Annotated in this window: 13 protein-coding genes and 2 pseudogenes; 9 read left to right on the top strand and 6 right to left on the bottom strand. The window is 69.1% G+C overall.

The annotated features are described in order from the left end of the window. Positions 1-14 precede the first annotated feature (14 nt). Positions 15-704, top strand: a complete 690-nt coding sequence (locus FK531_RS14470) for a TIGR04282 family arsenosugar biosynthesis glycosyltransferase (RefSeq protein ID WP_142100821.1) — start codon at positions 15-17, stop codon at positions 702-704. Beyond that, entirely contained in the window at positions 691-2,076 is a 1,386-nt protein-coding gene (locus FK531_RS14475) for a hypothetical protein (protein ID WP_142100486.1), read from the top strand. The genes FK531_RS14470 and FK531_RS14475 overlap by 14 nt, the downstream gene beginning before the upstream one ends. Positions 2,077-2,101: 25 nt before the next feature. Here FK531_RS14475 and FK531_RS14480 read toward each other — a convergent pair whose 3' ends face one another. The 4 genes from FK531_RS14480 to FK531_RS14495 all read right to left on the bottom strand — a co-directional run bounded on the left by FK531_RS14480 (position 2,102) and on the right by FK531_RS14495 (position 5,381). After that, positions 2,102-2,776, bottom strand: coding sequence for a methyltransferase domain-containing protein (locus FK531_RS14480; protein ID WP_246098160.1), 675 nt, complete (start codon positions 2,774-2,776; stop codon positions 2,102-2,104). A gap of 53 nt (positions 2,777-2,829) precedes the next feature. Then, positions 2,830-3,384 carry a hypothetical protein gene (locus tag FK531_RS14485; RefSeq protein WP_142100488.1) on the bottom strand — a complete coding sequence of 185 codons (555 nt, stop codon included), beginning with the start codon at positions 3,382-3,384 and terminating at the stop codon, positions 2,830-2,832. A 1-nt stretch (position 3,385) separates the two neighbouring features. Next, complete coding sequence (locus FK531_RS14490; RefSeq protein WP_142100490.1) at positions 3,386-4,759, bottom strand: molybdopterin-dependent oxidoreductase; 1,374 nt, start codon at positions 4,757-4,759, stop codon at positions 3,386-3,388. 100 nt (positions 4,760-4,859) lie between these two features. Next, positions 4,860-5,381 carry a hypothetical protein gene (locus FK531_RS14495; protein WP_246098161.1) on the bottom strand — a complete coding sequence of 174 codons (522 nt, stop codon included), beginning with the start codon at positions 5,379-5,381 and terminating at the stop codon, positions 4,860-4,862. Between the two features lie 493 nt (positions 5,382-5,874). Here FK531_RS14495 and FK531_RS23070 point away from each other — a divergent pair. Then, positions 5,875-6,047 (top strand): annotated as a pseudogene (locus FK531_RS23070) (DUF6131 family protein). Positions 6,048-6,203: 156 nt separating this feature from the next. Here the strand turns inward: FK531_RS23070 and FK531_RS14500 are convergent. Next, entirely contained in the window at positions 6,204-6,377 is a 174-nt protein-coding gene (locus FK531_RS14500) for a CsbD family protein (protein ID WP_142100492.1), read from the bottom strand. A gap of 409 nt (positions 6,378-6,786) precedes the next feature. Between FK531_RS14500 and FK531_RS14505 the strand changes: the two genes are divergently transcribed. Next, positions 6,787-7,338 carry a hypothetical protein gene (locus FK531_RS14505; RefSeq protein ID WP_181762963.1) on the top strand — a complete coding sequence of 184 codons (552 nt, stop codon included), beginning with the start codon at positions 6,787-6,789 and terminating at the stop codon, positions 7,336-7,338. A gap of 35 nt (positions 7,339-7,373) precedes the next feature. Here the strand turns inward: FK531_RS14505 and FK531_RS14510 are convergent. Continuing rightward, positions 7,374-7,823: pseudogene (locus tag FK531_RS14510) on the bottom strand (TetR/AcrR family transcriptional regulator); the annotation flags it as partial. Between the two features lie 190 nt (positions 7,824-8,013). Between FK531_RS14510 and FK531_RS14515 the strand changes: the two are divergent. The 5 genes from FK531_RS14515 (at position 8,014) to FK531_RS14530 (ending at position 13,957) form a co-directional block, all read left to right on the top strand. After that, complete coding sequence (locus FK531_RS14515; protein ID WP_142100494.1) at positions 8,014-8,481, top strand: STAS domain-containing protein; 468 nt, start codon at positions 8,014-8,016, stop codon at positions 8,479-8,481. A gap of 49 nt (positions 8,482-8,530) precedes the next feature. Then, a complete protein-coding gene (locus FK531_RS22410) occupies positions 8,531-8,677 on the top strand; it encodes a hypothetical protein (protein WP_181762964.1) in 147 nt (48 codons plus the stop codon). 208 nt (positions 8,678-8,885) lie between these two features. Further along, the gene (locus FK531_RS14520; protein WP_246098188.1) at positions 8,886-9,239 is read left to right on the top strand and encodes an ANTAR domain-containing protein; all 354 of its coding nucleotides are present in this window, start codon (positions 8,886-8,888) and stop codon (positions 9,237-9,239) included. 51 nt (positions 9,240-9,290) lie between these two features. Further along, positions 9,291-13,256 (top strand): non-ribosomal peptide synthetase, encoded by a 3,966-nt coding sequence (locus tag FK531_RS14525; RefSeq protein ID WP_246098162.1) that lies wholly within the window; start codon positions 9,291-9,293, stop codon positions 13,254-13,256. Further along, positions 13,253-13,957 (top strand): DUF6875 domain-containing protein, encoded by a 705-nt coding sequence (locus FK531_RS14530; protein ID WP_142100498.1) that lies wholly within the window; start codon positions 13,253-13,255, stop codon positions 13,955-13,957. Before FK531_RS14525 ends, FK531_RS14530 begins: the two co-directional genes overlap by 4 nt. The last annotated feature ends 9 nt before the right edge of the window (positions 13,958-13,966 follow it).

Consider the following 13,966-nt stretch of genomic DNA (forward strand, 5'->3'; position numbering starts at 1 on the left):
GCGCCGAAGATCCGATGACCCGGTGCGCGCTCCTCGTCGTGTCCAAGGCGCCGGTGCCGGGTCAGGCGAAGACGAGACTTTCCCCCGCGCTCTCCCCGGGCGATGCGGCCGAGCTGGCCTCGGCGTCGCTCAGGGACACCCTCCAAGCGGTCAGGGCCGCCCCGGTCGCCACCCGGATCGTCGCGCTCACCGGCGACCTCGGCGCGGCCCGGCACGGCGCCGAGATCGCGGGTCTGTTGCACGACTTCGTCGTCATCCCGCAACGCGGGGCGGGCTTCGCGCGCCGGCTCGTCAACGCCCACGCCGATGCCTCCGCGATCGGTCGTTGCCCGGTGCTGCAGATCGGCATGGACACCCCGCAGGTGACGCCGGAGCTGCTGGGCGCCGCCGCCGCGACACTCGCGCGTACCGAGGTCGACGCGGTGTTCGGTGCCGCGACTGACGGGGGTTGGTGGGCGCTGGGCGTCACGTCGCCGACCATGGCCGAGATACTCGCGGACATCGCGCCGTCGCGACGCGACACCGGCGCGTGCACGCTGCACGCGTTGCGGCAGTGCGGGTGTCGGGTAACCGAGCTCGCGGTCCTCTCCGACGTCGACACCCTCGACGACGCGCGGAGGGTGTCGGGCGAGGTGGCCGAGGGCAGTTCCTTCCGCGCAGTCTTCCGCGCACTGTCGCGCTCCGGTCGCGATGACGTCGGCTGATCAGCGCGAGGCCGGAGTCCGGCAGTCGCGGCGGTTCTCCCGCGCAGACCTGGCCGCGGCGGCGGTCGCGGTCGTCTTGGTCGCGGTCGCCTTCGTCGTGCCGCATGTCGGGTTCACGACGGTGACACCCTTGATCCGGAGCAGTCCGCAGAAGATTCACGACTTCGCCCAGGCGGCGCCGATCTTCGGGTGGTGGGATCCGCACGTCGGCTGGGGCACCCCCTGTGCCGTGCTCATCGGGGTCGCGACGGTGCTCTGGGGTCCGGGACTGGCCCAACGCGTGTCGTGGCGGTGGCTGCCGCTCGTCACCTGGGGTTCGGCGGTGGCGTGGGCGTTCTCACTGGCGATGGTCGACGGCTGGCAGCGCGGGTTCGCCGGCCGACTGGTGTCGCGGGACGAGTACCTCAGCGAGGTTCCGGGCGTCACCGACATCCCGGCCATGCTGCGGGGGTTCTCGGCGCGAATCCTGGACGGCCAGCCCGATTCCTGGCACACACACGTCTCCGGGCACCCGCCGGGCGCGCTACTCACTTTTGTCCTTCTCGACCGTGTCGGACTCGGCGGCGGCGCGTGGGCCGCGGCGGTGTGCGTGATCGTGGGGGCCTCCGGGGCGGCCGCGGTGGTGGTCACGATCCGGGCGCTCGGCGACGAGTTACGGGCCCGGATGGCGGCACCCTTCGTCGCGATCGCGCCGGCCGCGATCTGGATTGCCGTGTCCGCCGACGGCTTCTTCGCCGGCGTGACCGCATGGGGAATCGCTCTGCTCGCACTGGCGGTCACCGGCACGGCGCGGCGGACCGCGTTGGCGTCGGTCCTGGCAGGCGTGCTCCTGGGATTCGGGGTCTACCTGAGCTACGGGCTCGCACTGATGGCGCTACCAGCCGTGGCGGTTCTCGTCGTCGCAGGCCGCTACCGTCCGTTGGTGGGTGCGTTGGTCGGCGCGGCAGCCGTGGCGGCGATTTTCACCGCGGCCGGGTTCTGGTGGTTCGACGGCTACATGCTTGTGCAGGAGCGGTACTGGCAGGGCATCGCGACGGATCGCCCGTTCGCCTACTGGGGATGGGCGAACCTCGCCTCGCTGGTGTGCGCCACGGGAATCGCGGTTGTCCCCGGGCTGGTTCGAGCACTGTGCTGGCCGGACCTGCGTGCCAGACAACCGGTGAACCTCCTCGTCGTCGCCGCGTTGCTCGCCGTGCTGTGCGCCGACCTCTCCGCCCTGAGCAAGGCCGAGACCGAACGGATCTGGTTGCCGTTCGCGCTGTGGTTGCTCGCCGCGCCCGCTCTGCTGCCACCGCCGAGTCATCGGTACTGGCTCGCCGCCCAGGTGGCGGGCGCGCTGGCTCTCAACCATCTCCTGTTCACCAACTGGTGAGTGCCGGGGTGACGCCCCGGGAGCGTCAGTCCGCCAGCATCGCAACGATGAATCGTCCACAGGCCTCGATCGATTCCACGACCCGAAGGCCCGCGGCTTCGGCGAGCATGCCGACCGAGGCGGCACCCACCCGGGCCCACGGATACCAGGTGCCGATGCTGTGGTCGGTCTCCCAGCGCACGCGTTCGCGGCGGATCCCGACCTGAGGAGAATCGATCTCGGCGATGACGAGACCGCGGGGAGCCAGGAGTTGGTGAGCCCGCCGCAGGACGCGGACGGGATCACCGGCGATCCCGATGTTGCCGTCCGCGAGCAGCACTCGGTTCCATCCGCCGCATCCCGGTAACGGCGCGAACAGGTCTCGGTGCAGGGCGATCCCACCGCGGCGCACCGTCATGTCGACCGCGGCGGCCGAGTTGTCGACACCGAGGGCGGCGATGCCGCGCGCAGACAGCGACGCGGTGAAGCGACCGGGCCCGCAGCCGAGATCGATGGTCGGGCCGGTGCAGGCCCGGACCAGCAGTTCGTCGACGAACCGGTCTGCGGTGGTCGAGGCGTCGCCTCCGAGCCACCGGCCGGTCGGGAGCGAACGGCGTGGGCCCCCCGCAGTGGCGACCCAGTACGGTCTGCCGGATGGCATCTGCGCGTACAGCATGTCGACGGACACCGTGCGTCTGACGTGGGGCACTGTGCGCGACATGAGCATTCGGCCTTCTTCGGTGTGGGCGATGTGGACGGCATCCGCCGGTGAACTCAGCGCTCCTCGGCCGCCCCGGGAGGAGGTTCGACGGCGCGCTCGGGCTCGGGCGCGGACCGTGTCCGGCTCAGGGAAACCCGAAGGGCGAACAGCAGGGCACTGAGTCCGAACATGACAGCGGTGACCAGCAGCCACCGGTCGAGGAACACGGCCTGGGTCTGTCCGGTGGCGGCGAGGTATGTCGACCGTCCCTGTTCGATGATCCCGGGAAGAAACACCAGAAGCAGCAGTCCGGAACCCAATGCCGGAACCCGCACGTAGTTGAGCGGTGGCACACCTGGCCGTGGTCGGTCCCCGTGCCGGGCCCACGGCCACGCGGTCAGGGAGCGGTCGGCCAGTGCGTACAACGGGAACAGGACGAGGTCGTGCGCGATGACCGCAGCGACGAACCACACCACGATCGACTGCCACCAGACATCGTGGTTCCACAGCGTCGCGGGGCCGATGACGGAGACGAGATAGCCGATGAAGGCGAAACATGCGATCAGGGACAGCAGGTGGAGTGGGTTCGCACCGTAGAAGCGACGTACCGCGCCGAGGCTCTTGCGCATGTCAGCTCCTGAACTCGATCGAGCGGACCCACTTGGTGTTGTGCACCCCGGGCAGGGCCGGAACGATGATCCGCGCCGGGTAACCGTGATCGAGCGAGAGGTCCACGCCGTTCACGCGGAGGGCCAGCAGCGAATCCGGGTGCAACACTTGCGCCGAGTGCAGCGCGGCCGCACCGAAGGGGCCGTCCCGCTCGAGGGAGACGACGTGGGCGGAGCCGGGTGCCGGCACCCCCGCGCGCTCGGCGAGGTCACGCAGTCGCACACCGCTCCACGACTGGGAGGTCGACCAGCCCTCCACGCAGGCGATGGGCAGTCGGGCGGTGTGTTGGCTCATGGCTGACAGCTCGTCGCGGGTCACTGTCACGGGCTGCGGGCCGCCCAGCAGCGTCAGCGTCCAACCGGTGCCGACGTCGGACGGCGCGATCGCGGCGGCCGCGGCGGTCCTGTTGACGGGGAAGCCGTTCGGCCCGGGGCCGGAGGTCCGCCCGCGAGGCAACAGCACGGCCGTTCGCCGCAGGGGGCCGTCGAGCGACTGGCCGACGGTGAGTGCCCCGATCAGGAGCCCGCCGGCGCCGACCAGGGCGAGCGCCGCGCGGCGACTGATCGTCGGGGGTGCGGGGTCGCGCGCGACGAGGCCGTCCGGGTCGAGCGGTTCCGGACGGGTCTCGGCGAGAGGAGTGTGCAGCTCGGTGCGCAGTGACCGGGACCGGAGGCTGTGCAGCATGCGGGGCAGTTTGACGGCCACGTGGATCACGAAGCCGGCGGCGAACACCCAGGCGCCGAAGTAGTGCGCGGTGTAGAAGCTGAACCCGAAGATGTAGTCGTACTGGATGTTCAGGACACCGGTGGCCAGTTCGAAGACGATGCCGCCGACGAGCAGCAGCAACGAGAGCCGTTCGAGCAGTTGCGCTCCCGACCGGGCCGGCGGCCAGGTGAACAGTCGCGGCATCACCGACCAGAGCTTCGCCAGGACGACCGGGACGAGGACCAACCCGAGCCCGACGTGCAAGCCCTGCGTGAGACGGAACAGCCAGGACGGCCTGGTCGGCCAGTCGAAGTACGGCAGATGCAGCCAACCGACGTGGGCGGGGATCGCCTGGCCGAGGCGCGGCCCGTACGCGAGGTAGTCGAGCAGACCGGTGAGGAACACGATCGGCAGGGCGATCAGGAGGACGGCACCGAACATCGACGTGAGCCACGGGCCGCGGATCGGACTCCGCCAGCTCCGCGGTCCGGGAAGCCCGGGCGGGCGATGTCGCTCGATCGCCCTCCACACCGGTGTCGGAAACCCGTAGGACGCGGTGTCGTCGGCATTGCCGTCCGCGCCGCCCACGGGGCCGTCGGGAACGTGCGGGTCGCCGCTGCTGTCGGTCATGTGCCCTCCACGGGAGAGGAACGGTGTCGCAGGACCATTTCCGAGTCTCCACCGGTGAGATGCCGGGGCGGGCCACTTTCGTCCGACCCGATGCAGTCGCCTACGTGGTGTTGAGGGTGATCGTCGCCGTGCCGACAAGCAGGCCGGCCTTGACGGCGTCGGTGTTGAAGGTCTTGTCCAACAGCGCGGCGGCGTCCTTGGAGACCAGGACCCGGGTGCCCTGCAGGATCGCGGTGTTGTCGGGTCCGGTCTGCAGCGGTTGCAGGGTGCGGCTGTCCAGATCGAACAGGATCGCGTGCTGCGCCGAAGATGTCCCGTTCACGCTCACGTCCCCGTAGAGCAGGGAGGTACCGGGGTCGATGTCGGAATTGGTCACGTCGACCTTGGTCGGGCCCGAGGTCAGGGACAGGCCGCTGCCGTCGTGCTTGATCTGCCCCTGCACGTACGGGTCGACGGTGCCGGGCGGGTAGTACTTCACGTGCCCGCCGGTGATCGGGAAGATGACCGATCCGTTGTCCAGTGTCGCGGTACCTACGACTCCAGGGGTCAGCGTCAGGCTCGTGAGGGCGTCGGTGAAGCCCTTGTCGGGGGCGACTGCGGTGGTCTTGCGGTAGTCGATCATCGGTCTCACTCCTGAGCGACGGATGCGATGTGGACTGCCGGGTATTCGGTGCGGATCGCCATTCGGATTGGTGGTGGTGCCACTCGCCCCGAAGTGGAGCGAACCGTGATCGAGGTGTCGGACAGTTCCGATGGTCATCAGCCGGCGCAGTGCGTTTCCCGCCGCGCTTGCGAGCGATTTTCGGATTCGACAGACACCGGCACGTTTCGAATCCTCGTGGATGTCGACTACCCCGGCCGTCCGCGGGTGAAACGGAGGTCAGGCCGAATCGGATCGCATCGAACCGAAGGCGGACGCGCAATTTCAGTGGCCTCGGCGGGACCGACTGGCACGCAGTGCAATCGAGAAGTGACGACTCGCCACGATTGGACTCGTCTGTTACCCGCGGTCGATGATCCATGCTTGTCTGAACCGCGAGTTTCGAATTGGCGGGCGTCGGGTATGTCCAGTGCGACAGGGCCTGTTCTGTCCTCGGCGATTGGAGATCGTCCCGATTGTTCTCGGGGTCATCTTGTTGGTCGTCGGCTTCGTTTTCGGCATTCCGATCTTGTGGACGATCGGAATTGTCGTGCTCGTGATCGGCCTGATCCTCTCGTGATCGGCCTGATCCTGATGCTGCTGGGTCGTGGCGGCCACGCAGTGGATGGCCGTGCGCACTACTGCTGAGGTCGCCTGCAGAGGTCGCCGCCGAACGAGAAAACGTGGGGGTGCGCGCAGTTGCACCCCCGGGGGTTTTTGCGAGCCTCCACCGCCGCCACAAGTTGACCTTTCGGCTGAAGATGCGGGATCGGACCGGCGTCACTCACCTCGTCGTAGTGCGGATCAGTCCTTGAAGGCGTCCTTGACCTTCTCGCCGGCCTGCTTCAGATTGCCCTTGGCCTGGTCCTTCTGGCCCTCAGCCTCGGTGTCCTTGTCCCCGGTTGCCTGCCCGACCTTCTCCTTGGCCTTGCCTGCCAGTTCTTCTGCCTTGTTCTTCGCCTTGTCGACGGCGCCCATGGCTTCTCCTGTTGTTGGTGATGGCCCGATCGCAGGTGTGCGGTTCGGTTGGCTGCGAGGTACGAAGTCGCCGCGCCGCCAGGCATCGAGTACCCAGTCCCTGCGGTGTCCTAACCCCGCGTTTCAGTTGTCAATCGCACGGTCCGCGCCACTGACTCTGCCCGCCGCGACCGCCCCGACGATCAGCCAGACCAGTACGGGCAGCGTGACGATCCTCATGACGCCTCCAACTGATTGCCGTCCACGGTTACCCGGTGACGGACCTGGGTAAACGACGAGTCGAGGGCCCGCGGTGAGGCGGCTACTCGGTGATCGCACGGGGAGAAGGACAATGACGCGGAAAGAGCCCGCGATACGGGGTCGAATGTGGGTGCCACGTAGCCGGGGTGCGGCCACGGGATTCGTCTTGATGCTCCTGGGCCTCTGGGGAGCGGTGATCCCCTTCGTGGGACCGTCCTTCTCATTCGGATTCACACCGGACGAGGCGTGGACCTGGACCTCCGGTCGCGGATGGCTCGAGGTGCTTCCGGGGGCGGTGACGGTCGTCGGCGGATGCCTCATTCTGGTCAGCAGGCATCGAGCTGTCGCGGCGCTCGGCGCGTGGCTGGCGTGCGCCGCCGGCGCCTGGTTCATCGTCGGGCCGACACTCGCCGAGGTGGCGAACACCGGTTCGCCGGGCAGTCCCACGGGCGACACACTCGGCATGGTCGCGGTGCAGCAGATCGCGTACTTCTACGGACTGGGCGCGGTGATCCTGTTTCTGGGTGCCACTGCACTCGGGCGGATGTCGGTACGGAGCGTGCGCGACTACCGGCGCGCCGAGGGGTTCGCGCCTACGGACGGGAAGGGTTCGCCGCCCGCGGCCGAGCTCCCGAAGTCCCGGCGACTCGACGATCAGAGGTCGGCGACGCCGAGCGGGACCGATGCCGAGACCACGTCGGGCGCGCCGCGATCCCGGTGACAGTGTTTCCGGAGCGGAGCGGGTCGACGATCGAGTTACCGGCGCTCAGTTCCGTCACCGCGATGCGCTTCGATCAGTGCGCGTGCCATCCGCTGAGCTCGACGCGCGGCCTCGGTGTCACCCTCGACGGCAGAGACGATCGAGCCTTTCATCAGGATGTGCCAGGACCGCGCGAAGCCCTCCGGGTCGCGCAACCCGGCGCGCACTGCGCGCTCGCGCACGACACCGCGGATCGTTTCGAGGTGACCGATGCAGGCTTGGCCGGCGACGCTGTCGGGACCCATCTTGAGCAGCACGGTGATGAACGAGCTACCGTCGAACCGTGCCCGGTCACTGAACAGGTCGTCGAAGACGTCGAAGATCGCGAGTAGTTGCTGTTCGGGTGTGTCACCCCGGGCGCGGGACTGATCATCGACGAGCCCGTAGGTCCAGACCGTCTCGCGCTCCTCGAGGAATGCCAGCACCAAGTCGTTCTTCGTGTGGAAATCCCCGCGGTGTACAGACCTGTCTGGCCGTGCTAGAACGGTAAGTGGTTGAGCGCACAGCTGAACATGTCCGCACGCGACGTGCATGGCCTGGTTCGTCTGCCTCACCTGCACGATTCGGGACTTCTGTCCCTCCTGGCATCCGGAAAGTTGTGCGGACTGACATTCGACTAGTCGATGGAGGTTCGTCATGACCGCTGCCACCACCCTCGAACACCGCTTGATGGCGCCGCATCCGGACCGTCCGCTGTACCGGTCCCCTGATCGCGGCGGGTGCTGTCACACGGCAGTGGTGTCGGTTCGCGGTGATCTCGACGCAACGAGCATCGAACAGTTCCGGCGGGTCCTCGACTACGCCTTCTCCACGTGCTACCACGGCGTGGTGATAGACCTGTCCAAGGCGGATTTCCTCAGCATCGGGGCGGCCGCTCAACTGGCCGATGCCAAGCAGCGGGCGGTTCGGTCGCGCCTGGACCTGGTCCTGGTCTCGGCTTCGCCGGCAGTCGACCATGTGCTGCTGGTGACCGGTGTCGGCCGTCTGATCGGCTGTCACTCCACGCTCCGATCAGCTGTTGCGCCACTACGCGCAGGCGCCGATGCGCCGGGGCATTCCGGGTTGTCCGCGAGTAGATTTCGAGGCACCGCCAGTTCCGAGTAGGCCCTTCGGTGGACCGGTCGCGGGAGGATTCCGAGATGTCGCAACACGTGTGGACGCCGTGGACGACGGGCCGGAGCTCCCCGACGTAGCACAGCTGGACGACGCGACCCGTTCGCTGCGAGACCTGCAGGACGTCCTGGACAGTGACGGCGGGGTGGACGTCGCGATGTTCGCTCTGTGCGCGCAGGTGCGGTGACTGTTGCCGGGCGCGGACATGGCCAGCGTGACGCTGGTCGACGAACAGGGCCCGCGCACGGTGGGGCAGACCGACGGGCAGGTGGTTCGAGTCGACACGGCGCAGTACCGGACGAACCAGGGGCCGTGTCTGCTCGCCGCCGAGACCAGACAGGTGGTGCGGCTCGGCGCCGCTCGTCATCGAGGACCAGTACGCCGGCACATTGAACGTGTTCGGATACACCGACCACGGATTCGGCGAGGTCGAGGAGGCGATGCTCGAGCTCTACACCACCGCCGCGACCGGCGCGATCCGCAGTGCGCGGCGGTACCGGCGGGCGGTGGCGGTGATCGAGCAGCTGCGGCGCGCACTCGAGTCCCGCGCCGTGATCGACCAGGCGGAGGGCGTCATCATGGCCGCGCGTGGGGTGGACGCGGCCGGCGCATTCGTGGTGCTCGTCGAGCAGTCGCAGCACCAGAACGTCAAGGTCCGCGAATTGGCGGAACGGATAGTCGGCGAAATGAATTCAGGGGACGGGCGGCCCCTGCCCGAAACCACCTCCGTGTCGCCGCGGCTGTCGTAGCGTCAAACCAAGGAACTCCCTGCGTCGACCGCACTGCGCTGAGGAGTGGTGGTGAGCAGACCCGACGAGCATGCCGCGGGACCGGTCGGGGCCGGCCTCGGGTACCGCTGCGAGTTGTTCCCCCTGTCGTCGGCGCAGACAGCGATCTGGGTCGCGCAACAGCTGCGGCCAGACCTGCCCATGTCGGTGGCGGTGTACCTCGATCTGTCCGGGCCGATCGACGTCGACCTGCTCGAGCGCTGTGGGCAGCGTGCAGCCCGCGAGATGGGGTCGCCGAACGTCCGGTTCACCCTCGCGGACGGTTGCGTGCGCCAGTATGTCGGCCCAGGGGAGACGGGCTGGCTGCGGCGAATCGACGTCAGCGGGCATCGTGATCCGACGCGGGCGGCAGTGGACTGGATGGAACGCGATTTCGACGCCTCGATGGATCTGCTCGACGCAGACCTGTCCGTCTCGACGATGTTTCGCGTCGCGCCCGATCGTCACCTCTGGTACGCGCGCAGTCATCACCTCGTGCTCGACGGCGTGGGTTCGGCGACCTTGCTGCACCGGATTGCCGAACTGTACGGCGCCGCCCAGACCGGAGGCCTGCCTTCGGCCAGCCGGACGCTGTCGCCCGCCGAGATCGTCGCTCGGGACCTGGACTACCGAGCGTCGTCGCGGTTCGCTGCCGACCGGGAGTACTGGCTGCGCGAGCTGGTCGGGTTCGAGCGGGTGACGAGTCTCGCCGACCGGTACGGCGAGGCAAGCGCTCGGCCGCACCGGGTCGGGTCCGTGCTGGGGGCGGCGACGACGGCGCGGCTCGCAGCGGCGCGAAACCGGTACGGCGCGGGCGTCACAGAGCTCGTGATCTCCGCGTGGGCGTCCTACCTGGCGCAAATGACCGGAGAGGACGACGTGGTGCTGGCGCTGCCGGTCGCCGCGCGCACCACGGCGGCAATGCGACGGTCGGCGGGCAGTGTCTCGAACGTCGTCCCGCTGCGCCTGGTGGCAGTCACCGAGCGCTCCGTCGCCGAGGTCGTCGCTCAGGTACGCACCAAGATCGTCGGTGCGCTTCGGCATCAGTTGTACCGGTACGAGGACATCCAGCGCGACCGGGGAATCGGCCACGTCACCCGCGGTGGATTCGGTTCGGTGGTCAACGTTCTCGGGTTCACCGACCCGATCGCACTCGGATCGACGTCGGGACAGGCTCACCTGCTCTCGCTGGGCCCGGTCGAGGACATCCTGGTCAACGGCTACCAACTCGGTCCCGACGACACCTGTGTCCGCATCGACTTCCAGGCCAATCCCACGCGCTACAGTCGCGCGACCATCGCCGCGCACCATCGGAGGTTCCTGGGGTTCCTCGACAGGTTCCTCCAGGCCGCGCCAGACCGCTCCCTGCCCTCCGTCGTACCGACCTCGGCCGTGCCGCCTACCGTGTCGCGCCCGCGGACCGAAAATCGCGTGCACCTGTTGCCGGACCTGTTGCGCGCCGGCATGACTCGGCCCGACGCGGTCGCGCTGGCCGAGGGGCCGCGGACCGTGAGCTATCGCGAGCTCGACGAATCGTCGTCGCGGTGGGCCCGCGCCCTGATCGCCCGCGGGATCGGGCCGGGGGACGTCGTCGCGGTCGCACTCACCCGCTCCGTCGAGTCGGTCGTCGCCACCTGGGCAGTAGCGAAGGCGGGCGGGTGCCGGGTGCCGATCGACCCCACGCACCCCGCGAGGCGAACCGCGTGGCTGTTGGCCGATTCCGGGGCGCGGCACGGGATCACCGTCGCGGACTGGGCCGACGCACTCCCCGCGTCCGACACCGCCTGGCTGGTCCTCGACGACCCCGGCACGGTTCGGGACGTCGCGAGGCGCGCATCGACCGAGGTGGGTGACGCGGACCGTCGGGCTCGGCTACGCGACGCGGATCCTGCGTACCTGAGCTACACGTCAGGCTCGACCGGCATCCCGAAAGGGGTGGTCGTCACCCACGCCGGGCTCGGCCCGCTCACCGACTACATCGTCGAGAGCTACCGCGTCGACAGCAGTTCGACGGTGCTGCATGCACATTCGCCCACGTTCGATGCGCACCTGCTCGAGCTGCTGGCAGCCTTCGCCGGCGGAGCCCGGCTGGTCGTCGAACCGCCGTCGACGGTCGCGGGCGCCGAGCTGGCCCGGCTGATCGCAGAACAGAGCGTGACCCATCTGCTCACCACGCCCGCGGTGCTGGCGACGATCGGGCCCCAGGCGGTGCCGAGCCTGCGCACCGTCGTGGTGGGCGGCGAGCCCTGCCCGGTCGACCTGGTCCGCCGCTGGGCGCCGCACGTCGAGATGCTCAACAGCTACGGGCCGACCGAGATCACCGTGATGGCAACCCAGACCGACGCGATGACCGAGGCGGCCCCCGTCACCATCGGCCGACCGCTGCCACACGTGAACGCACGCGTCCTCGACTCGCGCCTGCGGCCCGCGCCGATCGGGGCGCGCGGGGAGCTGTACCTCGCCGGTCCCGGCGTGGCTCGCGGCTACCACCGCCGACCGGCCGCCACTGCCTCGCGATTCGTCCCCGACCCCTGGGATCCGGCGGGCGGCCGGATGTACCGCAGCGGCGACCTCGTGCGGATGCGCGAGGACGGGGCGATCGAGTTCCTCGGCCGCGCCGACGCGCAGGTGGCGCTGCGCGGGAACCGGATCGAGCCGGCGGAGATCGAGGCGGTGCTGACGGCCGACCCGGCGGTCGCGCGGGCCGCGGTGACCGTCGCGCACTCGGGGTCCCGGGGCGATCGGCTGGTCGCGTACGCGGTGGCCGAGAAGGGGTTCCGACTGGACCCGGCGGCGGTCATCGCCCGGCTGCGGTCCGAGTTGCCGCCCGCGATGGTGCCGTCGGCACTGGTGGAACTCGCGGAACTGCCGGTGACACCGAACGGCAAGCTCGACCGCCAGGCATTGCCGCGGGCCGAGGTCGTCGCGCAGAGGTATCGCGCGCCCGTGACGTCGACCGAACAGCTGGTCGCCGCCGTGGTGGGCGAGGTGCTCGCCCGGCCCCGCGTAGGACTGGACGACGACTTCTTCGAGCTCGGCGGGCACTCGCTGCTCGGGGTGGCCGTGGCGGCGCGGTTGGCCGAGGCCACCGGCGCACCGGTCACCGTGCGCTGGCTCTACGCCGCGCCGACCATCGCCGACCTGGCGGACCGGATCGACAGGGTGGGTGCCGACGAACCGGCCGACGCGATGGGGCCATTGCTGACCCTCAGCCGACGCGGGACCCGAGAACCGTTGTTCTGTGTGCATTCCGCGGTGCCGCTGGCGTGGTGCTACGCGGGATTGACCCCATACGTGACGGACCGCCCCGTCTACGGGCTGCAGTCGCCGACGATCCTGGTGCCGTCACCGGCCGCGGCGACGATCGACCAACTCGCCACGTTCTACGTCGGGCAGATCACCCGGACTCAACCGGTCGGCCCGTACCACCTCCTGGGTTGGTCGCTCGGTGGCCAGATCGCGCATGCCGTTGCGGTCCGGCTCCGTGAACGTGGCGACGAGGTGCGGTTGCTGGCCATGCTGGACAGCGTGGTGATCCCGGAGGACGCGCCGGAACCCACGCTGCCGACCATGTCCGACCTGCTGACCCACCTGCTCGGTCGCGAACCCGAGCATGCCGGCGAGCACCGCGAGATCACTGCGGCACAGGCGTCGCGTCGGCTCGCCGAGTCCGGTCCGAGTCTGGGTTCGGGGCTGACGGCCGACCAGCTCGAACGGCTGCACCGTGGGTACGTGGACGGTGTTCGGCTCTCGCACGACTGCCGGCCGCGCCGCTTCGACGGCGACCTGCTGTACTTCTCGGCCACCCGGGGTGTCACCGCGTCGATGGACGTGGAGCAGTGGCGGCCGTACGTTGCGGGAACTCTGACCCAGCGTCCGGTCGACGCCGCGCACGCGCAGCTCACCAATCCCGAGGTGCTGGCGGTGATCGGACCCGTCCTGGCGGCGTATCTGGCTGGGGCCCGGTCACATCCAGGGGTCGGGGAGGTGACGGAATGACTCGAGCGCACCTCACCGGGCCGAGGTCCGGGACCGACTGGATCAGCCTGTTCGACGACGAGGGCAGACCCGTTCGGCGTGATCGCGACGCGGCCGCGCTGACTCGATGGGTGATCGACTACCTGATCGAGCCGCACGAGGAACTCGGCCGAGGCGGTCCGGTGTGTCCCTTCGTCAAGCAGTCGGTTGTCCACGGCACGTTCTGGGCCGGTTTCGTGCCGGGCGTCGCACTCACCGTCGACCAGATGTCGCCGGTGATCGCCGACGCGCTGCACACCTACCTGGAACTGCCTGACGGGAACCATGATTCGTCACCCCACACCCTGGTGACGGTGTTTCCCTCCCTCGGTGACGGGCACACGGTCGAGGTGGTGCACGCCGCGTTCAAGTCACGCTTCGTGGAGAAGGGGCTCATGCTCGGGCAGTTCTATCCGGGCTGCCGCCAGTCGGGGCTGTGGAACAAGGACTTTCACGCGCTGGATGCGCCGCTGCCGATGCTGGTGGTCCGGAAGATGATGAGCACCGACTACCCGTTCCTGGTGGGCAGGCGGGAGTGGTTGTTCTCGTACTTCTCGCATTTCGCGCCCGTGCTTCCGGTCAGGCTGCGGTGGGCCATGGCTGAGCGGATGCAACTCGACGCGGACTCCGCCAAGGCGATCGCCGATCTCCGGATGCACGGCATCGACGAACAGGCCCGGTAGGTCGTCGCG

Source organism: Rhodococcus spelaei (assembly GCF_006704125.1).
In the GTDB taxonomy this organism is placed as follows: domain Bacteria; phylum Actinomycetota; class Actinomycetes; order Mycobacteriales; family Mycobacteriaceae; genus Rhodococcus_G; species Rhodococcus_G spelaei.